Annotated in this window: 11 protein-coding genes; 1 reads left to right on the top strand and 10 read right to left on the bottom strand. The window is 53.3% G+C overall.

Annotated features, from left to right (window positions below):
- Positions 1-167 precede the first annotated feature (167 nt).
- Complete coding sequence (locus HOV93_RS16545) at positions 168-9743, bottom strand: beta strand repeat-containing protein (RefSeq protein ID WP_207397637.1); 9576 nt, start codon at positions 9741-9743, stop codon at positions 168-170.
- A gap of 447 nt (positions 9744-10190) precedes the next feature.
- On the opposite strand from HOV93_RS16545, the gene HOV93_RS16540 reads away from it, so the two are divergent.
- Positions 10191-11138, top strand: a complete 948-nt coding sequence (locus HOV93_RS16540; RefSeq protein WP_207397636.1) for a hypothetical protein — start codon at positions 10191-10193, stop codon at positions 11136-11138.
- 27 nt (positions 11139-11165) lie between these two features.
- On the opposite strand, the gene HOV93_RS26455 is transcribed toward HOV93_RS16540, so the two are convergent.
- From HOV93_RS26455 to tssC, 9 genes are all read right to left on the bottom strand, one after another.
- Positions 11166-13382 (bottom strand): site-2 protease family protein, encoded by a 2217-nt coding sequence (locus HOV93_RS26455; RefSeq protein WP_207397635.1) that lies wholly within the window; start codon positions 13380-13382, stop codon positions 11166-11168.
- Positions 13383-13393: 11 nt separating this feature from the next.
- Entirely contained in the window at positions 13394-14278 is an 885-nt protein-coding gene (locus HOV93_RS16530; protein WP_207397634.1) for an efflux RND transporter periplasmic adaptor subunit, read from the bottom strand.
- A gap of 38 nt (positions 14279-14316) precedes the next feature.
- The gene (locus HOV93_RS16525; RefSeq protein ID WP_207397633.1) at positions 14317-16335 is read right to left on the bottom strand and encodes an efflux RND transporter periplasmic adaptor subunit; all 2019 of its coding nucleotides are present in this window, start codon (positions 16333-16335) and stop codon (positions 14317-14319) included.
- Positions 16336-16619: 284 nt separating this feature from the next.
- A complete protein-coding gene (gene tssH, locus HOV93_RS16520) occupies positions 16620-19316 on the bottom strand; it encodes a type VI secretion system ATPase TssH (protein WP_207397632.1) in 2697 nt (898 codons plus the stop codon).
- 102 nt (positions 19317-19418) lie between these two features.
- The gene (tssG, locus tag HOV93_RS16515) at positions 19419-20558 is read right to left on the bottom strand and encodes a type VI secretion system baseplate subunit TssG (RefSeq protein WP_207397631.1); all 1140 of its coding nucleotides are present in this window, start codon (positions 20556-20558) and stop codon (positions 19419-19421) included.
- Positions 20522-22354: a type VI secretion system baseplate subunit TssF gene (tssF, locus tag HOV93_RS16510; RefSeq protein ID WP_207397630.1), complete on the bottom strand. Its 1833-nt coding sequence runs from the start codon at positions 22352-22354 to the stop codon at positions 20522-20524. Before tssF ends, tssG begins: the two co-directional genes overlap by 37 nt.
- The gene (gene tssE, locus HOV93_RS16505; RefSeq protein WP_207397629.1) at positions 22351-22848 is read right to left on the bottom strand and encodes a type VI secretion system baseplate subunit TssE; all 498 of its coding nucleotides are present in this window, start codon (positions 22846-22848) and stop codon (positions 22351-22353) included. Before tssE ends, tssF begins: the two co-directional genes overlap by 4 nt.
- A 23-nt stretch (positions 22849-22871) precedes the next feature.
- Entirely contained in the window at positions 22872-23666 is a 795-nt protein-coding gene (locus HOV93_RS16500) for a type VI secretion system accessory protein TagJ (protein ID WP_207397628.1), read from the bottom strand.
- A 45-nt stretch (positions 23667-23711) separates the two neighbouring features.
- A complete protein-coding gene (gene tssC, locus HOV93_RS16495; RefSeq protein ID WP_207397627.1) occupies positions 23712-25304 on the bottom strand; it encodes a type VI secretion system contractile sheath large subunit in 1593 nt (530 codons plus the stop codon).
- Positions 25305-25357 lie beyond the last annotated feature (53 nt).

The raw sequence follows: 25357 nt of genomic DNA, 5'->3' as shown, positions 1-25357 counted from the left end.
TCACGATTACCCATGCACAGCGGGCGGATCGGCTACGCCTTTTCTCGATCCTAACTCAATTCACCCCTGGGTGAATCAAGGATCTCAAAGAAAGTTCGATGATAACGCGCCGCGAGTCCATTCCCAAGGAAATGGACTCGCGAGTTTGTTCGAATTTCAGACCTTTATCATAGCCATTGGCGAACTCGGCGGCGTAATCGACTGAGCGAAGTGTCGTCTAAAGAATCCTCAGGCTGTTCCCCTGGTGCGTCTTGATGATGGTCAGGCCGCTCTTCATCACGACGTCCCTGGGCGGCAACCGCTGCCATCAGGGCAGCTCCACCAATCATTGCTCCGTGCAAGCTGTCGCGAACGAAGGAACGTTTGGCTCGCAAGCGATCGGTCATCCGGTCGATCTCTTGCAAACTCACCGTTGAGACACGCTCAAGGAGGACATCATCCTCACTAGGAATCATTTCTCCCGGCTCACCTTCCGCAGCTGGTTTCCCAAGGCCATCCTCAGGCTGTAGATCACTACTGGCCGGGAACCACTTATCGTATTCTCGAGCCCAGACTTCTTCAGCCGAAAGCTGAGCTGGTGCCTGATCCGCTACGGCGAGATCGGCCGTCTGTGGCGTTACCGGCTTGGTGCTGTGACTGAACAGGTCGAACGGATCAAGACGATCCTGCTTCCAGTAGAAATACTCTTCCGGCACTTCCGCACCAGGGTAGAGGATTTCGATTTTATAAAGCCCTACCGGGAATTGAACGCCGTTCTGAATAAACTCTTTCACCGCGTCAAGGGTCATGAAATCATCGTCGAGCTCGAATTCCTCGCCGATCTCCATGAGGTCGCTCGGGTCGACTTCAACAACCGTCACGCCATCAATCTGAGTTGCCACGCGTGTGTCATCGGTAATTTCCGTCAGAGACGCATACGGTGTCGGCGCGGCCTCAGGAATAATAAACGGCGCCACGTAAGGATTGTTCGGAGCCTGGAAGTTGGTCATCTCTGGCACGTAATCGGGCACCGTGTAGAAGAAGACCTCAAACTGATCGACCACCACGTTCAGGTTATTGAAATCCGTCTCGTTGGCAACATTCCCAAAGAGGTTAATTTGTGAGCTGTTATAGGCCTTTAAATTACCTTCCAGGGATGCTTTCATGGTTGCAATTTCCCAAGGGATGACATGCTCAATTACGGTATCGGCACCGAGAGATTCTTCAAATGCAATCTCTTGCTCGTCAGTCTTTGAGTTGCCGAATTCATCTTCAAAGAAAAGCGTTACCTCAAAATCCAATTCGCCAGGCACTCCAAGCTGATCCAATACGATGGTTGCTACCGAATCCTTGCCAACTTGCGCCTCCAAGACATAAGTATTGACGTTACCTGGGATTCGCGAATAAGCGGGCCCTTCGTTCGGCGTAGGGTTGTTGGTATTGGAGATCTCATAATCGTTGGCCGGGTTATCTGTGAAGACTTCAAGCGTCGAGACGACCGCAAATGCCGAGGCTACGGGATCGTCTCCGGCTGTGACATGCAACCAACTCCCGTTCGTGATTGCCAGATCGCCACTGGCCAGCGCAGTGATAACTCCAGAATTTGACAGTCCGACGACAAGCCCAGGGTCCGTTCCGAAGGTCAGGTCTCCGCCCTCGGTTCGTACGAAGACATGCCCCGCTTCGGCGCCGTTTGTACGAATACCATCGACTGCCGTTACACTGCCGCCCGAAACCGCATCGGCAACATTTCCAATGGTCAAATCGTCGACATCAACGATGACGATGGAATAATTCTCGCCAGCGCCAGCGGCAAAGGCATCTGCTCGGGCTTCTTTCGCAAACGTATCGTTGTTGTCGTCCGGCAGGAAAGCATCGATCGTGTCTGTGATCAGCATACCACCGAACCCGTCGGCTTGGCTTATCCCTGCTGTGGCAAAATCAAGTTCAGCTCCTGGCGTGACGAACAGAGGCGTTCTATCGGTAGAAACGGCCAGTGTATCGAAGTCAGCGGATGTTAACACAACACCGCCATTCTCGGTAACGAACAAGCCATCGCTGGCGGAGACGGTGTCGATCTTCATTGCCCCGGTGCGGAATTCATTGACCTGAACAACATGCCCATCTGCTTGAATGGCAAGTGTCCCTGCCACCTTTGTTCCGTCAACAATTGCCAATCCGTTATCGTTACTCTGCGGAAGATTGTCACGTTGCTCAAATATGCTGACATTCGCATCGGCTTCGATGTACACGATTCGTAAGTCAACGTCGCTCGTGTTACTTGCGCCGAGAACTATATCGGAAGCTGCTTTCAATGCGGTCAGGTCATCGACTATCAGGTTCGCATGGCTGCCGGTTTCAATTCCAGCACCGCTTGAAACCAACACAGCCGATTGAGCGTAGTTAAAGACGGGGGAGTCGCAGATATCACCGTTAACCAAGGTCATCTGATCGTCCTGGTTGATGGTAACATGGCCTTGAATCGCTGCGAACGTCACGCTTTGAAGGTTGACGATCGCATCTGAGTCACCACCCCGATCAATCGAGTTGACCAGTACACTAGGAGAAACGCCAACTTCGATGTCTCCGGTATTAGCGATAAACATCGCATGCCCGGAGACGTTCAAGTTCATCTTATCCGCATCAGCCAAGTGAATCTGCTGGCCAATGAAGGTGGCGTCATTAGCAACCGTGATCGCACCTGACTGCTTGATATCGTCGCCTGACTCAATCCAAAGATCGCCGAGAATATTGATCGCCGGCAGGGTTACCAGCGGAGCCTGGGTAAACTTGAGAGTGAGATTCTCGACCGAAGCGACAGGATTATTGATAGCATCGAGGAAGTCCATCGTCGTGGGAACGCTTGCTCCCGTGTTGATGTTTAGGATCTCGAAGTTCTTGAGATAAGTGATGTCGTCCAATCCCACCGTAACAACGTCCGACAGGTCGTTTCCGTCCGCTGGATCTAAGTCCTCACAAGCTTCATTATCCCCATCGTTTAGTAGCGTAACAGAACCTTCTGCCGTCAGAATCAAGCTTGTCTTTGTATCGATGGTGAGCAAACTGTCCGGGAGCTGAGAAATGTCCCCGGCGGCTTTCACCTCGAGCGTATCGGCAATGATATTCGACACTCTCACGAACGAACTATTGGATATCAGGCTCACCGCCCCGGACGCATCCACGGTGGTCCCGGCTTCGGCATCGACCTCAAGTTCCGCTTCGGCATCCAGATCGGCGGTAACAATATCCCCTAGAACGATCTTTCCGGAAGCATTCAGTTCCACGAGCTTCGATGTGGTAATCTTCGTACCGGACTGCTGATCGATGTGACCTGCTACACCGTCGGTGGTAACAATCAGGGTATCGGCCCAGATGTCCTTCAAGGTAATGCCGTCATCCCAGGTATCCACCAAGGCGTCCGCATTATCGTTCTCATTGTCGTAGATCGTTACCGTTCCGGCGTAGATCTCTGAACCGGGAACTGCAAGTGCGTTCGATGCGTTCACAGAAACCGAACCCAGCTTGTTCGTCGTGCTCGACAGGTCAACATTCACACCGGTCTCGACTTCCACCATCGTCATACCGGGCACTCGCAAGGCCGTGCCTGCATCTTGGTCGATGTGACCTTCCACACCGGTCGTCGTGACGATCAGCGTGTCGGTCCAGATATCTTTCAGCGTCAAGCCGTCATCCCAGGTTTCCACTATGGCGTCCGCGTCATCATTGCCACTATCGGTAATCGCCACGGTACCAGCCGATAACATCGAGATGGCATTCACCGAGATCGAACCCAGCTTATTCGTCGTGCTCGACAGGCCAACATTCACACCGGCATCGACCTCCACCATCGTCATACCGGGCACTCGCAAGGCTGTGCCTGCCGCTTGGTCGATGTGACCTTCCACACCGGTCGTCGTGACGATCAGCGTGTCGGTCCAGATATCTTTCAGCGTCAAGCCGTCATCCCAGGTTTCCACTGTGGCGTCCGCGTCATCATTGCCACTATCGGTAATCGTCACGGTACCAGCCGATAACATCGAGATGGCATTCACCGAGATCGAACCCAGCTTGTTCGTCGTGCTCGACAAGTCAACATCCACACCGGTATCGACCTCCACCATCGTCATACCGGGCACTCGCAAGGCCGTGCCTGCCGCTTGGTCGATGTGACCTTCCGCACCAGTCGTCGTGACGATCAGCGTGTCGGTCCAGATATCTTTCAGCGTCAAGCCGTCATCCCAGGTATCCACTGTGGCGTCCGCGTCATCATTGCCACTATCGGTAATCGTCACGGTACCAGCCGAAACCATCGAGATGGCATTCACCGAAACCGAACCCAACTTGTTCGCCGTGCTCGACAGGTCAACATCCACACCGGTCTCGACCTCCACCATCGTCATACCAGGCACTCGCAAGGCGGTACCTGACTCTTGATCGACATGCCCTTCCACGCCGGTCGTGGTGACGATCAATGTATCGGCGTAAATATCGTTCAGTGTGAGGCCATCATCGGCCGTGTCAACCATCGCGTCGGCGTCATCATTGCCGCTGTCGTAGATCGTTACCGTACCAGTCGAGACCATCGAGATGGCATTCACCGAGACGGAACCAAGCTTGTTCGTCGTGCTCGACAGGTCAACATCCACACCCGTTTCGACCTCCACCATCGTCATACCAGTGACATCGAGCGAGGTGCCCATCAGCTGATCGATGTCACCTTCCGTGCCAGCGGTGGTCACAATCAACGTTTCAGCGTAAATATCTTTCAGGGTCAGTCCGTCATCGACCGTGTCGGCAATCGCGTCGGCGTCATCATTGCCGCCGTCATAGATCGTGACCGTGCCGGCGTAGACCATCGACGTTGCGTTCACCGAGATCGAGCCGAACTCGTTACCCACTTCCGACAAATCGACATTTTCCGCCATGGGTACTTCGATCGTTGTCATGCCGCTGACTTGAAGCGACGTACCTGCCTCTTGGGAAATGGCTCCCCCAGCGGTCAAATCTAACATGGGGGTCGTCATGTCGCTGAGAACCATCGTTCCGGCAACGTCCAGTGAGATGGAACTGCTTGTACGAACCGCAGTGCCCATCGCTTGCGAGATAGCACCATTTTCGACCGTTACATCAAGGACATCGGCCCAGATGTCTTTCAGCTCCAAGTCCCCGGTACTGTCGTAGATGGTGACCGTTCCGGCGTAGTCCATCAACATTGCGTTGACCGAGATCGAACCGAACTCGTTGTCAGTCTCCGACAGATTGACGTTGGCCCCCATCGGAACTTCCATCGTCGTCATGCCACTGACTATTACGGACGTCCCTGACTCTTGATCAATCGCACCATCGGCCGTCAGTTCCAACATCGGAGTGGTGACATCACGCAGGGTAATCGTTGTCCCTGCAACAAGGCTGACCGAAGTCGTCGTCTCGATCGACGTCCCCATGGCTTGGGTGATGCTCATCCCAGCGGTAGCCGTGAGCGTTTCCGATTCGATATCACCGATGATCAGGTCATTCACGTCCATCAAGACGACATTGGCCGGCATGCTGAAGCCGAGTACCGAGACCACGCCGGTGAAGTCGTTTCCAGCCTGGTCGAAGAGAACGTCGAAGTTATCTGTGGTTTTGGCGAGGGTCGTTCCGGCAATATCGAGAGCAGTCCCACTGTCTTGGTAGATCTTGCCCATCAAAGCACGCACGTCAAACGAATCGGCGGTTACGTCGCCCAGCTTGATTTCATTAGCATCGACGATAGCAACATCGGTACCAGAAAGCGTGATATTGCTTTGAAAATCATTGCCGCTTTGATTCAGGCTAATGCTGCCGGTCGTGGTGACATTGGTCGTTCCCATCACCGTCAGACTACCGCTCGGCTGATCGATAGTTCCGCCGACATTGACATCCAAATTGCCATCGATGATATTGGTTCCCATGAATGAGAAACCATCCTGTTCAACGATGTTGGCGTTTCCATCCGTATCGAGCGTCAGTTGATCAAACTGATGCCCGGCCGCCGACGTATCAAGCAAGACATTGTTTGCCGTCAGCGTGGTGAGCCCACTTACTTGCAGCGAAGTGGTCGAAGTGTCGGTGATGTCCGCCCCGGCTCCATTTTCTGCGGTGAGTTGTTCCGCCACGATATCGCCCAGGATCAGATCGCCGGTACTCTGCAGGATATTCACATGCCCCGCTTCGCCCGTTTGACCTTTGACGGAGACGGCACTCACAAAAGTATTTGCCGTCGAGGTCAAGGTAACGTTATCGCTATTGCCGGCGGTCAGCGAGGTCGTTCCTCCTACGCTGACTCCGGTCGATGTTTGCGTGATTTCTCCAGCGGTGTTGACTACAAGCGTCGTCACTTGGATATCATCCAGTTTTAGGTTGCCGGTACTGTTATTCAGTGCAAAGACACCAGCTGTGCCGGAGGACGCCTTGGCGGAAACGGTTGCGAACTGATTCATCGTCGAATCGTCCAGATCGATATCGCTGCCGTTCCCGGAAGTCAATGTGGTCGTACCGGAAACCTTCACGCCATCGGTCGTTTGCAAGATTCTGTCGGCGGCTTTAGCATTCAGATTGGCGGCATCGATTGCACCTAACGTCAAGTCACCATCGCTGTCATCAATAAAGACTATTCCAGCCGCACCGGTGGCTCCGGCGGCATGAACGGTTCCAAACTCGTTATCTGTCGAGTTGTTCAGGTCGATCACAAATCCATTGCCAGTGGTGAATGTAGCCGTACTAGAAACCTTCACCGCTTGTGCCGTTTGATCGATGAAGGTGGCTGCTTTGGCGTTCAGGTTCGTGGCATTGATTTCGCCGAGGACCAAGCCGTCAACACTGTCTTCGATGAACACATTGCCAGCCGCACCGCTGGCACCTTTGGCGTTGACCGTAAAGAACTGGTTATCCGATGAATTATTCAGGTCGATAGTCTGGCCATTCCCTGAAGTGAACGTGGCGGTTCCCGAAACCACGACGCCTGCCGCCGTCTGATCGAGGAACGTTTGAGCACTTGCTTCCAAGTTCGCGGCGTTGATGGCACCAAGAATCAGGCTGGCATCACTATCAGTCAGGAATATGTCTCCCGCGGCGCCGCTGGCTCCTGCGGCATGCACCGTGCCAAACTCGTTACCTGTTGAACCGTTGAGGTCGATCGTCTGGCCGTTGCCGACAGTGAATGTCGCAGTATTGGATACCTTTACCCCTTCAGAAGTCTGGAGGATAGAAGCGGCTGCGTCAACTTCTAGATTCGTGGCATGAATCTCGCGGAGAACCAATCCGTTATCGCTGTCACTAATAAAGACATTTCCGGCCGCTCCGCTGAGCCCATTTGCATTGACGGCAGTGAATTTGTTATTCGAAGAGTTGTTTAGATCAATAGTTTGACCATTACCCGAGACAAACGTACCGGTATTGGTAAGTCTCACGCCTGCGGCCGTCTGATCAATAAATGTGGTCGCTTTCGCATCCAAGCTCATCGCTGCGATGTCACCCAGAATCAACCCGCCGTCGCTATCGTCAATAAATATGATTCCGGCAATGTCGGTGGCTCCAGATATATTCACCGTACCAAACTGGTTACTAGTCGAGCCATTTAAGTACAAGCCAGCAAAGTTTCCTACGGTGAATGTAGCCGTATTAGAAACCTTCACCCCTTGCGCCGTTTGATCGATAGAGGTGGCTGATTTGGCATTCAGGTTCGCGGCATTGATTTCACCGAGGACCAAACTGCCGTTGCTGTCTTCAATGAACACATTGCCAGCCGCGCCGCTGGCACCTTTGGCATTGACCGTGCCAAAAAGGTTGCTCGTAGATCCATTCAGGCCTATGGTTTGACCATTCCCACTGACAAACGTACTAGTCCCTGAAACGTCGATTCCGAGAGAGGTTTGGGAAAGGACACCTGCGGTAGAAACAACAAGGGTGACAGCGTTGATGTCATGAAGAATGAGCGAACCGTCGCTATCCGCAATCGAAACCGTGTTCGATCGCGTCATCGCCGCCCCCAACGCCGAGACTTGGCCAAACTTGTTGGCGGTCGAATCGTCCAGATCGATGTTCTGATTGTTTGCCGAAACGAAGGTGGCAGCCCCTGAAATCTGAACTCCAGCGGTCGTTTGGCCGATGTTGCCGGCGGACGTCGCCAGCATCGCTGAGGCGTTGATGGCCCCAAGTGTCAGATCCGCGTCGCTGTCCGCGAGAAAAATAGTACCGGTGGCCCCAGTGGCACCTTGAGCGGAAACTGCCCCACCGAACTTGTTACCCCCGGAAACATCCAAGTCAATGTTCTGACCTTTAGCGACCGTGAAAGAACTGGTGCCGGAGACTTCCAGCCCGGTTGCGGTCTGGCCAATACCTCCGTTAATCGCGGTGGCATTCAAGCTTGCCGCTTGAATATCGTCCAAAATCAGGAGACCCAACGAATCGACAATTATGACGCCAGCGGCAAGGCCGCCGTTTCCGGTAGCCGAGACGTTTCCACCGAAGGCGTTATTAGTTGAGGCCAGAATGATCGAATTGGGACCGATCGTCGTGAAAACGGCGGTGGATAAAACATCAATTCCGTCCGTCGTCTGGGTGATGCTACCAGTCGAGGTCACGTCAAGCGTAGTGGCCAGGACGCTTTCGAACTGAAAACCGCCGTTCGAGTCGTTGAGTGTAATCGCCCCTGCTCTTCCACTCTGACCGGTAACCGAGACCGTACCTTCGAACAGATTGTTGGTCAGAGCAAGATCGATGGCCGCCATATCGGCGACCGTAAAATCAGCGGTGCTATCGGTCCGCAGCGAACTGCCGACCGTCTGCCCGATGGCTCCATTCGTGTCGACGGTTAGGGCACCCTTGATGACAGAACTGCCGTGGAAGTCGAAGCCGTTTACTTCAAGGATGTTGGTCGCACCGGTAGAGTTAAGAGTCAGCGTGGTGAAATCATGTCCGGCACTTTTTGTGTTATCGAGATCAACTTCGTTTCCAGTGAAACTGGCCAATCCTGATACCTCGATCTTATCAACTGCAATAGCATCAGAGATTATGCCACCGGCAGTAATTTCCAGTGAATCGGCGACCAAGCCTCCCAATTCAATGGTATCAGCATCCTTGAAAAGTACACTCGACGCAGTGCCCGACACGGTCGTAAACTTGTGCTCGCTGTCATCCAAATTTACATCGAGATCGCCGGTAACCTCGTTTAGAACGAGGTTCGATCCTTCCAGGACGGCACTCCCATCATTCCCGACGGAGCTGTTGTCCATATTGCCGGTATTCGATAGGGACAGGTCACCACCTATCTTGATGTTATCACCGACTGCAAGATTATTACCAATGTCAACCAGGTCGATCCCGTTGATCGACACGTCAGCCGTGGTAAAAGAATTGGTCATGTCGCCCAGACTGTCGGCGAAGAACAATTCTGACGCATTTACTGCGTCGGTCCCTGCATCGACCGTCACCGAGTTAATGGTCAATTTACCCAGGTCAATTACATCCGTATCATTAACGACACCGGCGTTGTACTCGGTGAGGCCGGTGATCGTGAGGTTGCCAGTTCCCCCGTCTCGGGCAATTTCGACCGTGTCGCCATCGTTGATCGTGATCGCTAGATTGTCAGAACCATCTAGCGCTGCCGCCGCCAGCACCACGCGCGGTTCCAACTCGCGAAAGCGCAGCTTGGTGTCAAACTGCTCCTGGAATGCTTGCTGTGCTTTGGCCTTCTTGGTCGATTTCTGGCCGAAGATACGCTTCCAGAGGGTCTGCTTGTTCATAGTTCGCTGCTCAGCGGTTGGAATGGAGAGAGAGGGATTTTCGTTAGCCAGCTAAGGATGAGAAGCCTGCGACCACATGACACGTCGCAGATTGCCCATTTTGCGCCAAATCCCCCAAACTAACGAATTCTCAGATAGAAGTTCATTCAAGTCACGCCTATGGGCCGTGTCAATGAACTTCCTGGGAAATTAGCGAAGACCCCGTAAACCGCACTAGAACAGCATTTGCGGGAAGTCATACTCCCTTAAAACACCCCTTTCCACGCAATCACCTCATGTTGCACTTCCACAACAAGATAGGAAAGATAGGTAGCCCTTTTCATTTCTCCCCATAATTGTGTGGGGGAGGTTATGCCCTGGACGAAACAACTTCTGAGTCGTTCCCCCAACGGAGCGGATCGTTCAGTGTGCCAATCGAGAGCCACGTCTGGTAGAGGAAGCCTCGCAATGCCCAGCATCTTGCAGATTCAGAAGCTTTGTTTTCACAATTTGGGTCGCGCCTCCATGCTGCTGATTCTCGCCATTTGCCTGGTGAGCACCCTATCGGCGGCGGAACCAGCGGCAAAACCCAGGTTGCGTATTCAGCCTGTGGTCAAACAGGCTCAACCGGCTTCCATAGAAACTACCCCTGAAATTCAAGTGACCGCCGCAACCGCACCAGCAGCTCACAAGCCAGTGGTGCGAGCAGCGTCATTGACCCTTTTTCAGGATGAACCACCCATCCCGGCCGCTGCCCCGGCGGTAGCTCCGATGGTCGAGGATGCCCAGCCTATGGCTCCTCCGATAATGGAAGAGCCGATCAGCCCTTCCGATACCGCGCCACCCAAACCACAGACGCTACAATCGATCGCTAATGATCGCGGCCGTCTTTCGGGTAAGCCTGAGAGCTTTTTCGAGAGTTTGACTCCGGAAGATCGCATCATTCTATACGATGGCAAACTGGCAGATCAGTTTGGCATCGGTCGTACGAACGACTACAAAGTCGACGGCAAGGAAATCGCACCTCCTACAAACATCGCGGCTAAGGTCTTCTCGCAAGAGCCTGAAGAGAACTTCCCCAACGGCTACCACCACGACTGGTATCCGATGGTCGCCATGTGGGAAGCGCCAGCTTTCTACCACCGTCCGCTTTACTTTGAAGAAGTCAACCTGGAGCGATACGGCCACACGCATAAGCACTTGCAGCCGGTTTACTCGGCCGCTCACTTCTTCGGCAACACTTTGGCATTGCCGTACAAGATGGGTGCTTATCCTCCGTGTGAACGAATTTATACGCTGGGACATTACCGACCTGGCGACTGCAACCCGCACGACATTCACACCACGCCGTTCACGTGGAAAGGGGTTGTCTACACTGGGGCCGTCTACTCTGGCATCGGCGCGGCCTTCCCTTAATCGGGTTGCTCGCTTCCGCTGCTTTGCTTAGGCGAAGAAGCGGAAGTTCAATTGAAAGAATCGCGAAGCGATTTGCCAAAGTGTTTGCGTGCGGCCAACAATAACAGCTCGGCCACACGTACCGGGAAGAATTCCCTCCCACGAATTTTCATCGAGCACGACGATAACCGAGTAAGCTCCATCAATGAGCGCCACGGTCCCGTCCTGCTTGCGTTCCAGTCCAAGTGCTGCATTGGCAGACAGGTTGCGTGGGATCTGCACGGACTGATCCGTTGAGACCTCTTTCACGGTCCCCGGAATACTGTGGATCGAATTGCCGTCGAATAAAATCGAAACCCGATCGCCCGCTTGAATCAATTCAATCTGATCTTGATCGACGAATAATCGCGCTTGCAACGCGGAGGCATCTCCGATCAAACACAGCAGTTCTCCTCGCTGCAAAAGACAACCACGATTTTTCGTATCGAGCGGGCTGCCAGACCACTGTACCAGAAACCGATCGGATTGCTCCTTTTCGGCCTTATGGGGAGCCGGAATCACGACACCATCAACAGGAGCTCGAATGGTCAACTGATCTAACTGTCGCTGCAGAACGAGCCTTCTCTGCTGGAGGTCTTCCAGGGCCGACTCGGCTGTAGGAATCTGTGCAGCCGCCTCGGGGTTGTTGTTGGATCGAAGCTTTAAGCTTTCCAAGTGCTGAAGCTGAATCGCGATTTCTCCATCTGTTTTAAGCAGGTCGGATTCAATATCCTCATTCTTCAACACGGCCAGCACATCGCCCTGCGTTACCTTGTCGTCTAATCCAGCGGTCTCGATAACTCGTCCGTCGACTTGCACGTAGACGCGGTGGTCGGAATCTATTTCGGAAATAACCGGCACGTGGATTCGCGATGGCACCGGAATCATGCCCAGTCCGCAGCCCAGAAGCACGACAACTCCGATAGCGATCGCAACGCGACTTTTCACCATGGCATCTCCCCTTCCCTTCGGTCTCCTAAACCAACGAACCAAACCGATGCCAGGCTTCAATAAGAGGCCTGCGACAAACATCGCGGCAACCGCATGCCAGAGCGGAAGTATGTCATTCTGCCGGCAAGACTTGTAGAGAAACCAAAAAATAAATCCGAAAACCATCGTACGATAGACAATAGCCAACACCGCGTAAGTGCGAAGTGTTGCCGCTCGCGGTTCCGGCATTACGTGCCGTGGGTATCGGTAGAACCAGTTTTTGATCGGCGTCGAAAGCGCGTCCGTTGCACGTGAGCTCAAGTTGGGTAGATTCAAGAGATCGGACAATATGTAGTAACCGTCGTAGCGCAACAACGGGTTCGCATTCACCAGAATGGTGCTCACTCCGCAGACAAACACAACGTTCAACAGCCAATCACTGATCGCACCTGGCTCTGAGAAAAACCAAAGCACGAACGCCATCGTTGCGAGAATGACTTCGACGTACATCCCAGCGGCAGAAACAAACACGCGCTGCCATCTCTTCGGGAAGAGCCACGCATCAGAGACGTCGCAGTACATCGCTGGCATAAATATCATCAGCAAGATACCTATCTGATGGCACTCACCGCCCATCGCTTTACAACAATAGGCATGCCCCAACTCGTGCAGCACCTTAACGAGCGCAAAGGTGATCAGCAGCACGACAAGATTCTCGCCACGAAAGAACTGCGACTCTTGCGGCAAGCGGGCCGTGACCGACTCGATATGGATCAGCCCCAGCAGCAACGCCATTGCCGCACACACCAAAACGACAATGACCGTGGCCTGCTGAAAAAGCCAATCGACCGCAGTGTGTGTTGCTTCAAGGAATCGTTCGGGATCCACACCAGGCAGGCGAATAGCCAAGATCTGCAGTGGCAAACTAGCACGCTGCATCCAAGCCTGTTTCTGCCGTCGTTCGAGTAGCCCTTCTGCTTGGTTTTCAGCCGGGGCAACCAACAGCCCACGTTGGTATAAGCTGTGGCAAAAGCCAAGGATTTCCTGCTGCGAAATTCGATGTGGAGCAAATTCTTCGTCGTATTGCTCTTGGATCGATGCCAACGAATTGCGGCCATCGATCCGCCGCATGATGTAAACTTCCGACGGTCCGAAGTGAAAGTAACGCAGCGAGACGGGGTCTTTCACGACCCATGTTTCGTCCCCATCTTCGGTCCGTCGAGCATAGATCAAGTCAGGGCGAACACGGACTTCGCTGCGTAAGTTTGGTTCAGACTGGGTAGTCGCCGTCGCCACAAGAGGAACCTTTACTGCTTCGGCTGAATCGTCATGGAAGCGCGAAGACCGGGTCGCAGTTTGAGGCCTTCGTTTTCCAGGTCGACCCAGACACGCACCTGGCCGTTGACCGGATCGACTTCCGGATCGACGAATGTAACTCTCCCCTCGACCTGAATCGGTTCACGATTGGGAATCTCGACGGTGACCATTGCCGTCGATCCTATCAGTTCGATCATCGCTTCTTCGTTACGGATAAATCCTTCGGCTCGCAAGCGGTCGATACGGACCACCTTAACCACAGAGTCGCTCGTCTCGACCCACTCTCCCGTTCGACGAAAGACGGCCACCACCATCCCTTGGATGGGCGATTCGATTTGATGTTTCTTAAGCTGTGTTTTAACAATCTTCAGTTCGGCATCTCGTAACTGGGCAGTCAGCTTAGCGATCGCCGTCTTTTCTTCCGATTGCTCGATCTCTAATCGGCTCTTTTCAACTAATAGGCGGAGACGATCCATTTCGGTTTGCGAAACGCTCTTCTCGGCAATCGACAAGGCTTCTTCCGAACGCATCAGTTCGGCCGAAGCCACTTCCAGGCTCTTTCTCGAGAAACGAATATTCACATCGTTCTGCGCTTCTCGGGTAGCGATATCGAAGTCAACTTTCGCCTTCTCGACTTCGAGAACTTTTTCCTCGTCGTCGATCTTCGCAATCACTTCCCCTCGATCAACGATGGTTCCTTCTTGAGCTTTGACCATCTTTAATACGCCCGATTGCTGGGCAGGAATCTCAACCGATTCAATGATCTTGAGCAGCGTTGCCGAGACCTCAATCTCTTGGGCAACCATGGGAAATGCGCCGAGCAGCACAACAAGCAGCCCCATCGTTCCCTGTGTTTTTTTTCGTATCCCTGGCATGAATCGATCTCGTTGATGAACTTGTAGAATTAAAAGGTTTACCAGAACAAATAACGGCGAGCCGTTTCCACCAATTGATAAGTCCAAACGTAGGCAACCGACCGCTGACCGCACTCGACGCGGCCAACGACGCTCAGCCCGTGACGAAGATGAGGGATCTCGACTTGATCAATCTCAGCTTCCAGTGGGACGAACGGTTCCTCGGAGTTCTCTTCCAAATCAACAATCGAGGCAGCCGTTGTTAACTTTCCGTGGTAGGTTTTGCCTGGCTCGTTCACCAGTTGAAAACGCACGACGAGCGGTTCGTTCGATTCGCTTTGGGCATTGACTACGTGATAAGTCCGCTTGTCCGGCAGTTCCAAGTCCAGAATCCACGGGCCATCGACATCAGCGACCTTCATTAACAGTTCCCCTCGGCGAACAGGCCTGGCCGCGAGAATTCGCTCGACTTCCCAGTCAAGGACCTGACCATCGATCGGGCTGAGCAGTTCCAACTCATCCTCGCGTTTTTGCAGCAGGTCGCGACGCTCGATCAGGTTCTCGATTTGTTTTGTCAGCTTCAATTGATCGGCCGAGAGGTTCTCGAACGACTCTGGCGTACGATTCTCAGCACGTGGATCACGCCGCATGCCTTGAGAACGTTTAACCAGAATGGCATCGAGTTCGGCCTGAGCCGTTTGTAGTTGACCAACGATCTCAGCACGTTGAAGATTGAACTCATTCGACCGCAACTGCATAAGCCGTGTGTCTTTCTCGACACGCTGCCCATGTTTGATGAAAATCTCCTCGACATAACCATCTGACGGTGCAAACACATTGCGTTCGACCTCAGGCACCAATTGTCCGTGAACCTCGATAGAAAAGTCCATTGGAATAAAAAAGAGAGCGACGATGATTGCCGCCAACGGAATGACAATCTTGAGAGTCGTCGGTAAGCGATACCAACCAATCGTTGCCAGGAAGTTGCCCAAGGGAATCAAAAGAGAAGCCAACGGTAACTGATGATACGCCCGAGCATTGCCGAGTGCCGTGGTGGCATGTCGCACGATCGGTTCGGCCCGATGCAGTAGCTCGTGTCCGTTGAGCTGATCGATACTTTCGATGGCTAGCGCCCCGACTGGATCGCTGTCCCTGCGTGGCTTCTTTTCTTCGTCGTCTTCGACCGCCTCGATATTTTGCAGTGGAACAATCGCCAAGACTTTCGATGGCGTTTCTTCCAGGTACTCCAACAAAGCCTCTTCGACCTGCGGGGGCAAATTTTCTGTATCGCCGGTGTAGAGCAACGTTTGCTTCGAGCTGATGACAACCGATGCGAGACGTTCTAGCTTTTGAACCGTATTGGATCGACGATGTGGCTTGTCGACCCCTGAGATCGCTTCGATCCGACACTTCGATCCACGGGCAGAGAGCACCGCCACGCGATCGGCCTCCAGGCAATTGCGAGCCTCGTTGGCGATCCGATACGCGGTCTTTTCGTAGGAGAGGTCGGCATGAACAAGTCCCGCGAAAGCGAGTTGCCGCTTCCAGTCGTACTGATGTTGCTGGAAATCTCGCAGCAGCGTTTGCTGTTGATAGTGCTGGGATACCTCAGCAAACGCATGCGTTATCCGCACGTAAGTTTGACGTACCGACTTTGCCAGATTGGCAGGCTGATAGAGGGCCATTACCCCCCAAGCTTCGCCGGCTACTTGCAGCGGAACTACGACGATATCGTACTTTGGCTGAACGTTCTGGCTGCCCGGCACAACATCGGCTTCACCTCGATGAAAGACCTGAAAGAGGTGCGATTCATCGTCACTGAGGGCTTTGGCAGCTTGCCCAGTCGGATAGCACTGCAGCAGGTCCGTCTGATGAGCCAATAGCAAGTGCCCGTTGGGGCTTTTGGTCCAAACGGCAGCCCCGAGTGCCGAGGTTGCGAACGTGAGCCGATCGAGCACCTGGCCGTAGAAAACATCGGGCGCAATCGTCAAGTCGGACAGATCAGCGACCTCATCGAGCAACGACTCGATTCTTCGCCGAGCTTCATCCGCCGTTCGTGGTGCGTCTTGATGATGCAACGATGATTCCATGGTTCGCGTAGAACGCTTGTCCTTTAGCCGCTCTTCCCAAGATAGGATTAAGCCTGAATTATCAGAAAATCGACCAATCGCGGCAAATGCTTTTCAGCTGAGACCTGTCCCCTTCCGGAGGCAAACGAGGTTTCACTATAAACGCAAAGGGCGCATGTCCCCCGTTTTGACGAGTGAAACCAGACAAAAGGTCCATAAAAAAACGGCAGCGAATCGCTGCCGTTGGAACAATCGTTAGAAGTTCACTAAGTAATTCAATCCGTAGGATGGACCTACCTGACTGAATAGACGAAGTTACCATCCTTGTCGACATCGACGTCGACGGTCTTAATTTCGCTCCCTTCGGCCATGCGCGAGAGGAACTCGCCGGACATCTCTGGCAATAAGGTCCGGGTCAAAATCTTGTCGACATTACGAGCACCCGTATCGACTTCCGTGCACCGGGCAGCAATGGCATCGACCAAGGCGTCTGAATAGTCAAACGTTGCCCGATAGTGGTCGTGCACGCGGCGACCTACCTTACTTAGCTTCAGACGGATGATCTTCTTCATAACATCGTCATCAAGTGGGAAGTACGGAATAATCGAAATACGCCCCAGGAAGGCCGGCTTGAATGTCTTCAGCAGTTCCTCGTGCAGCGCGTCGTGCAGTCCTTGCGGATCGGGGCGTGTTTCAGGATCTTGGCAAAGACTCATAATCAAGTCCGTACCGGCATTCGAGGTCATAATGATGACGGAATTCTTGAAGTCGATATCGCGTCCCTCGCCATCTTTCATATGTCCCTTGTCGAACACTTGGTAGAAGATGTCTTGCACACCAGGGTGCGCCTTTTCCATTTCGTCTAGCAAGATCACGCTGTACGGCTTACGGCGGACGGCTTCGGTCAGCACGCCTCCTTCGCCGTAACCTACGTACCCAGGAGGCGAACCCATTAGGAGAGACACTTTGTGCTCTTCCTTGAACTCAGACATATTGATCGTCGTCATGTTCTGCTCGCCACCGTACAACAGGTTGGCCAGCGTGAGTGCCGTTTCGGTTTTCCCGACACCACTGGTACCGGCCAAAAGAAAGATCCCAATTGGCCGATTCGGATCTTCTAGATTGGCTCGGGATGTCTTGATGCTTTCGGAAATTTGGAGCATCGCGTGCGACTGACCGACCACACTTTCTTCCATCATGTCCTGCAGTTTCAGGACTGTCGCGATCTCGTTGGCAACCATTTTCCCGACTGGGATACCGGTCCATGCTCCGACCGTTTCTGCAACGGCATTGGTATCACAGCAAATATGCACCAACGGCGTTTCCCCTTGGATCTCTAAAAGCTCAGCTTGTTGCTTCTTGACCTGCTGCTTGATTTCGTCGCGTTTGGCGTCGGCGAGAGTTTCCGGCTTCGGCTCTCCTTCGACGACTGGCTTTCGGCGTTTGGCATCGTCTTCCGCTAATTCATCCTGCAATTCGCGGATTTGATTGACTAATTCTTTTTCTTGCTCCCAACGTTTGGAAAGCACTTCCCAGCTTTCTTCGGAAGCTTTCTTTTGCTCTTCGAGTTGGGCAATCGTTTCTTCGTGCCCCTCGGCCCCGGAAGCCATTTCACGATTCAGGATCTCGACTTCCGTCACGATACGATCGATCAGTCGTGTGAGATGCTCGATCTGAGGCGGGGTCGAGTTTTGACTCAGCCCAATTCGAGCACATGCCGTGTCGAGCAAACTGACTGCTTTGTCCGGTAGCTGTCGGCCAGAGATATAGCGATGCGAAAGCTTGACGGCGGATTCGACGGCCTCGTTCAAGATGCGGACGTTATGATGGTGCTCGAGGGTCGCCACTAGCCCACGCATCATACCGATACATTTCTCTTCGCTTGGCTCTTCGACCTTAACCACCTGAAAACGACGAGCCAGTGCGGCGTCGCGTTCAAAGTACTTCTTGTACTCGGCCCAGGTTGTCGCGGCGATCGTTCGCAGTTCTCCCCGCGCCAAAGCGGGCTTCAGCAGATTCGCCGCATCTCCTTGACCAGCCTGACCCCCAGCACCAATCATGGTGTGGGCTTCGTCAATGAATAAAATGACGGGCTTCGGCGAAGACTTGACTTCTTCGATGACCGATTTTAGCCGGTTCTCGAATTCCCCTTTCACGCCAGCGCCGGCTTGCAGCAAGGCAAGATCTAACGTGCGGATCGAAACATTCTTCAGTGCATCGGGCACATCTTCAGCTGCCACACGCAGGGCGAACCCTTCGACCACGGCCGTTTTACCGACGCCAGCTTCACCGGTCAGGATCGGATTATTTTGTCGGCGACGGCAAAGGATATCGACGATCTGACGAATTTCGTCATCACGGCCCAAGACCGGGTCGATATCTCCCTTCCTGGCTTTCTCGGTCAGATCGATCGTAAACTGATCGAGCCCTGGCGTCTTGGTTGGTTTCGCGGGACCGCCACCTGGCCCTCCGGTTGCCGGTGCCGTGGCTAACGAGGCTTGCGACTCTTCCTCTTCCGAAGTTTCGGCTGTTATCTTGGCGAGGTTCGTCTTTAAGTCCTCCAGGCTGATATTCTCAAGTTCCGGGCAGCTGGAAAGGATGGCCTGGGCCGTGATTCGATCGGAAAGCATCGCGATGATCAGGTGACCGCTACGAACGGTTGGTTCCAGGTAGTCGACCGAGGCCAACAGCCATGCGTCGCGAGCCAGATCGACCACGGTTTGGCTCAACGCTGGTGGACGGGCATTGCCAGTCTTCAGCTTGTCCATCGCCCTGGTCAACTCAGTCACCAACTTGCTTGGATCGATCTCGTAATTTCGCATGATCGCGTCGAGATCTGTGTTGGGGGTTTCCAAAATTTTGGTCAGCCAATGCTCGATCTCAACGTTGTAATTCGTTCGCGAAAGGCATAACCCAGCGGCCGCTTCCAAGGTACGCCGACACGTACCGTTCAGTTTGCCCACCAACGATTTCAAGTTCACGGATGCCATGGTAGGTCGATCCCTTTCAATTCAATCTTTGAATGTTTCCCTAGTTGATCCGACATGCCCCAATTCATTCTCGAATTGCCAATTCGTTCCTGAATCGATCGTCTACTTCGCCGATGCTTCTGTGGATCCCAGCGGATACCCCGAATGCTGGAAAACGGCATCTTCCACGTCGTTGACAAATTCGCCAACACGCAGCCACATGTTATACCCCAAAAAACATGGGTCTTCCTCGCTCCCCAAGATGCATTGAGGAACCTCTGAATTTTTTAACACCAGCTGTGTATCAAAATCCAATGAATTCCCGACGTAGGTCCGCGTTAGCTGGGCGACCTCGCCTAATTGATCGCCACTAGGCATCAGGCGTTTGTATTGCCGGTAGTCCACTGGACCAATTCGCAATCGAAACCGCGTTTCGCAGTTCCACATGCGATGACCGATGACCGTTTCTTCACCTAGCCGATTGTTTCCACCGAGCATCCCGGCCGCGTCTGGCAAGCGTGATTGGTCGGCCGGATCGATATACAACCAGTGTCCTGTGTATTGCTGAACAACGACATCGAAGGAGAAATAATCTTCCAATATCTGCTGGAGGCCAAGTGCCGATCGTGGCCGATGAGCGAAGTGTCCGGCGTAGTACAGAAAGGTTTCATCATCGATCAGCAGACGATCTCGGATGCCATCGGTTCCCATTCCTACCAGCGAGTACAACGTCTCGGTGAATAGGTCGAGATCCTTCGGTTTCGGCGAATTCCGTCGAGCCCTTTCAAAACCAATAGGAAAACGATACTTCTCCCAGGCCCGATAAAAGAGAGACAGAATGCGGTGGTGAAAGAGGTCGATAAAGTCTCGCAGCGCATAGTCTTTGCGGCGGGCGCGGTCGAGAATGGTTTGCGTGTAATGCAGCGGCATGACCCCTTGGGCACCAAAAACTCCCATGAAGGTCGTGGTCATGACGAAGGGTGGTTCCCCTTCGGGAGGTGCATCTTCGGAGTCCGGACGGCGACGCACGATCGAAGCGACTTCGCTAGACGGAAAGGTCCGCGCGCACAAAACCTTCAACTCGACCAACTCGCGATGAGGAGGCCCGTCTTGCCCAATCGATTTCCAATTCGGAAATGCTTCAGGATCTTCCTGAGCAATCTTTTCTAACAGACGCATGGCCTGGAAAAAGTCGAATTGATAAGGCTGTTCAACTAGGCGACTAGCTACAGTAGCACGTTTTCGCCGGCCCTCGGTGCCCAACGATAGATCTCCTCTCCGGTCTCATCATGCATGACCGTCTGGGTGAATGAATTGATCGTACAATACAGGGCAAAGAATCGCTCCAACACGCTCGCCATCAAAAACATACCGCCACCGGTATAACTGCTCGAGTCAAAGGTGACGTGCAGGCGGGTTCCACGGCAGAATACCGTTCCATTGGCTGTCTTCACGCGAGCAGTACATGGTTCACTACGCAGCGTTTGAATTCCCTCGATGAACGCCCGACTCACGCCGGAATCAACGTAATCATATAAACCAAGGATCTCCCGCAGTGCGTGCGAGCCATCCACGTCATCGCTCAATGAGAGATGGTTTAACGACAAATGAGAAATTAGACGCCACCGAATCCCCTGCTCGATATCTGGACGGCGGGTAGGCGTGGGAGGCAGCAGGCAATTAATTTTGGTAATGGGTGCCAGCCCCGGCATGCTCAGCTTTGGCTGATCGCCACCAAACGGAAGTCGCTCTGGCAGATCTCGATTGAAGCATGTTAAGTCCGCATGCAAGCTCCACTGCTGTTCGGCACTGGGGGTGAAATTGAGATCGACGACAGAAACGAATAACTCGGTTCCCTGGTCGCCGGTTTCCTCACCACCAGGATTCGGCCTTCGTACGGCGTGCCAGTACGTTTCGGCGTCGTGCGACTCGGAAGAATGCTTAAACGAATAGAACGGGTGGTAACTTACCTCGCGATGATCCTGCGATACGGCGGTGACCTCGTCGATTGAATAAACTTCGTTCGCGAACGGTCGCCGTGAGTCTGGGATCACGTGGTACTCGGTCTTCTCGTGCGTCAGACGAATCGGTTCGGCTTCCTGACGATAAAGATTGGTAATCGGCGTGCACCCGATTCGCAGATTGTCGGCCTGTAGTCGGCGTTCCAGGTCGGAGTTCCCCCGCTTTAAGAAGATGTAGATCTCGGCCTGGCCGCCGGGAATCTTCTTCAAAGCTGATTCAAGATTCAGATCGAAAAACAGGAACTTATCGGCAAAAGTAAAAAACTCGGTCAGCAAGCGATACCCGAGGAACGAACGAGCCGGATAATCAAACATTCCTTCTTCGCGACTAAACCCCACCGGCTCGATACAATTGCGACCCAGCATTTGAAAATCGGCCGCTTTGTGATTCTCCGCCACCGCGACTCCGACCACAGAGGTCATCAACAGTTCGTACAAATCGAACTTATAGGGTGCCTGCTCTTTGATAAAGAAGCGTAGCGTCTTCAGCTTCAATTGGCTCAGATCGGTCGTCGACGAGAAGCTCTTCAAGCTGATCCGGATCATCGCCGAAGCTTCCGCATTGTAGGGCGTCTGCGGCGCCTCGAGCGGGTGACTCATCATGCGCACATCGCTGACTTCGATCGGCCAGCATGTGACGGGATAGCAAGTGCGAAACCGGCAAGGATCACCGTCGACCTGTTCGGTCTCGAGACTGGCCCCCTTGGCTACCTGAAACCCGTTAACCGCTTCGACCTGAGCGCGATCTAATCCGAATTGAACAACGGACATCGAGGGAATGGGCCGCAGTAAATGAGGGAAGAGAACTTCCAGCATCGATGCGGCGATTTCAGGGAAGTCGTCTTCCAGTTTGAGACGCGTCCGTGCGTTGAGATAGGCGAACGATTCCACCAATCGGCCAACATGCGGATCTTTAAAGTCGTCTCCCCCTAATCCCAGGCGGCTGGCGATTTTCGGGTTAGCTCTAGCAAACGCCTTGCCCTGATCTAACAGGTAGGCGCGTTCGCGGCGATAAAATTCGAGCAGTTCGTCGCTCATCGATCCTTCCGTCTGACATGAAATTGATGATCCGATGGTTCCAGCTTCGAATCAAACACAATCGGCTCGGGCACCGGCGTCGCATGGAGTTCGGCCCGAATAATAAAATGGAGCGTGCGATCTTCCGCTTTGTTCTTTTCCGGAATCTCGACATGAACCGTAATAAATCGCGTCTCGAAAGTTCGGATCGCGAATTCAATTGCCTCACGAAGTGAGTCACGATCCATGTCCGAGCTCAGATCGATCGACGAGAAATCGGGAATCCCGTAGTTGATTAACGAGTTGTTCAACTCGTTCAGTTTCGGCGGCCACGACTTACTTCGCCAACGCGTATTCAAAAGGTTTTCCAAGTCGCGCATCACCGACTCACGAATTTCTCGCATGGTCTGTGTTTGCGAATGTGGCGTCTCGCGTGAGTTGAACGGCTCGTTGTCAATCAGCCGATCAAAGACCGACGGCATGAGCGGCTCTTCATCCGGGCTGCCTCTGGACATCAATACTTCCCGTCAAAGACAAATTACTGGGCGAATTCCAAAGTGCCAATTTCCATGATCGACTTCTCATCTTCGCCAAGCCACAGCATTCGCTGCCCAAGGCCACGTCCCGGCTCGCCTTCTTCACCAAGCCACGCGGTGGTTTGCCCCAGCTTTTGAGTCAAATCCTCACTCTGGGAACTGCCCGGGTAGAGAGCGTTAATGAAAACGTCCCCTTCCTGGCCGTAGGCGTTCATGGTTGCCCGTCGCCAGATCAAGTCGCATGGTTGCTCAGGAGTGTGAAATTCGACCGAATCGATCGCATCAAATGGGATCCAAAAATATTTACCATTACTGGTAATCGTTTCCAGAAAGAACGCCGTGCGATCGTCCTGGTCACGGATGTCTTCGAATTCTACGCCGTCGCATTTCCCCTTCACGACGGGCCGTTCTTCTTCGATTTCGTCGACAAGCTGCGAAGCCTCTTTGATGTTCTCTTCGCGTAAGGCGAGAATTAGACGAAGATTTTTTTCGACTAGAGGAGTTGGCTCTTGATTCTGCATCAAGTCCGGCGTGCGGCCTTCTTCCCAGCATTCGTTGCGAGTCATCTCACCGCGGATCATTTGGCGATACATCGAGATGCGAAGTATCGCATCGGGAGTTTGGATCTGTGCCGTTTCTAGATGAGTGTCGGCACGTTTGATATCTCCCCGTAAGCAAAGCAGTTGGGCCAATGCGATTCGCAACTCCCATTGCATAGGGTTCTTCTTGACATCTTGAATGGCTGCCTCGATGGCTTCGTTCAGTTGCCCAGACTTAAGTTGTTCGCCGATGCTCATGTGCTTCCCCCGAAGTTGATTCTCAAGCAATGATGGATTGTAATCTTATTTCCGGCGGCCTTCGATATTAGTCTTCATGCGAATCGAAGCGACCAGATCGTCCAGTTGATAATGGGGCCATAGTTTAAACGTGCAGCGGTAGGAACCAGGCTTACCAGGGTCGTCTCGCAAACGAATTTCGGCCTGACGCAGGGGCCGTGCGGCCTTGGTTGCCGGCTTAGCTTTTTCGTCCGGCGTGACATACTCGTGAATCCAGTCGTTTAGGAAACGCTCGACCGACTCGCGATCCTCGAAGGTTCCTACCTTGTCACGAGCAATGACCTTCAGTGCATGGGCAAACTGCGAAGTGCACAAAATGTACTGCAGCATGGCCGAAATCTTTGCATTTTGCGTAGCTGCCTCGTCTTCATAAACTTTTGGCTTTTGCACCGTTTGATTTGAGTAAAAAGCACTCAAATCGGTATCGTGACAACGCGTGAGCGGAATGAACCCTAAGTTTGCCAGTTCCGCTTCTTGACGATCCGAAATAATACAGTCGGTCGAAGACTTGGGGGCAACTCCGTATCGATCGGTACCAAAATGATGAACGGCTAGGCGGCTCACCAGGCCACCTCCTACGACATTGCGTTGAACGCCCCGAATTTGAGCCAGCCAACCACAATCGGAAAAAGCACGAATCAATACCTCGGCAAATGCATACGACGCATTACCCCAGAGGTAATTGCGACGATCACGACCACCCACTTCTTCTCGAAAACAAAATCCGTCTGCCCTGGCATCAAAGGTCTCGTACGGCAAACGCATCAAGACGCGCGGCATAACGAGACCAACAAATCGCGAATCTTCGGTTTTACGAAACGCGTGCCACTGCGTGAACTCGGCTTGCTCGAAGCCTGAACGCAGGTTCTCGACGTGCTCTAGCCCAGTAAACTCATCAAGGCCAAACATGGTTGGGCTGGCCCCGGCGATAAAGGGACAAAACGCGGCCGCCGCAATGCCTGCTAAACCTTGCAGGGTATCCAAGTCGCGATGGGGATGGCTCTTGGTTGGATTGGGATGAATCTCGTAGTCCCCAATCATCACTCCAAACGGCTTGCCGCCCGCGGTGCCGAATTCTTCTTCGTAGATCTTCTTGAACAACTCGCTCGAATCAAACTCGACGGCGCGTTCAATATCGCGTTCGACATCCTTCCAGCTTGCGTTGAGCACTCGAATGACGACGCGTTCCCGGTCGGCCTCGTCGTCGACCATGTCGGTCAAATACTCAAGGCCGCGCCAAGATGCTTCCAGCTTTTGAAACTGCGGATGATGCAGGACGGCGTTGATCTGCTCGGTGAGCCAGTGATCGATCTGGGCGACGTCAGCGTTCAGTCGCAGTACGAGCGACTTTTTCGACAAACCATCGATCTTACCGAGCCAGGCGGCCAGTTTCTCATGAACGGTCGAAGCGTTCATGAACTCGTCCCAGCGATGCGCTGCCTGATTCGATTGCTGGACGTTCTCGTGGGAAACGATCCAATCTAAGATCGAACCAGAGTAAGCATCCTCGCTCGGCGCGTTCGACTCTTCGGCTGGCGATTCCTGTTGGGCAGGCGCCTCGGCGAACTCTTCGGGTTGCGACTGAAACTCGGCACTCATTGCAACATCGCGCAGAGAAGAGGATAAAAAAAGAGGCACAGAGGAGCGGTTCC

Origin of the sequence: Bremerella alba (genome assembly GCF_013618625.1) — a bacterium.
Taxonomy (GTDB): Bacteria; Planctomycetota; Planctomycetia; order Pirellulales; family Pirellulaceae; genus Bremerella; species Bremerella alba.
This window is presented reverse-complemented; position numbering and strand designations above follow the sequence as displayed.